This window comes from Pseudomonas sp. 43(2021) (genome assembly GCF_017490805.1).
GTDB lineage: Bacteria > Pseudomonadota > Gammaproteobacteria > Pseudomonadales > Pseudomonadaceae > Aquipseudomonas.
In genome coordinates this window covers 1-652 of the sequence record NZ_JAFGYJ010000137.1, presented here as the reverse complement: position 1 = coordinate 652, position 652 = coordinate 1, and the positions used below count along the sequence as shown (strand labels likewise).

The 652-nt window shown below is 64.3% G+C and carries 1 protein-coding gene; it reads right to left on the bottom strand.

Annotated features, from left to right (window positions below; genetic code table 11):
• Nucleotides 1–7: 7 nt before the first annotated feature.
• Nucleotides 8–652, bottom strand: a 645-nt coding sequence (locus J5M71_RS26375; RefSeq protein ID WP_243434358.1) for a thiamine pyrophosphate-dependent enzyme, incomplete at its 5' end; no start/stop codon positions are given.

Below are 652 nucleotides of genomic sequence, written 5' to 3'. Positions count from 1 at the left end.
TCAGGCCTTACACCGCCAGCGCGCGCTCACGCAGCTCGCTGTTGAGGATGCGGTCGTTCTCGCTGTAATCGACCGGGCAGTCGATCACGTGCACGCCCGGGGTCTTGATGCAGTGCTCGAGCAGCGGCAGCAGGCCTTCGGCGCTTTCCACGCGGTGGCCGTTGGCACCGTAGGCTTCGGCGTACTTGACGAAGTCCGGGTTGCCGTAGTCCAGGCCGAAATCGGTGAAGCCCATGTTCGCCTGCTTCCAGCGGATCATGCCGTAGCCGTCGTCACGCAGGATCACCACGGTGATGTGCATCCCCAAGCGTACCGCAGTTTCCAGCTCCTGGCTGTTCATCATGAAGCCGCCGTCACCGCAAACCGAGATCACCGGGCGGTCCGGGTGCACCAGGTGCGCAGCCATGGCCGATGGCAGGCCGGCGCCCATGGTCGCCAGGGCGTTGTCCAGCAGTACGGTGTTCGGCTTGTGCGCCTTGTAGTTACGGGCGAACCAGATCTTGTAGATGCCGTTGTCCAGGGCAACGATGCCTTCGGACGGCAGCACGCGACGGATGTCGGCGACCATGCGCTGCGGGTAGACCGGGAAGCGGTTGTCGTCGGCACCTTCGGCGATCTGTGCTTCGTTGGCTTCACGGATGGCCATCAGGCG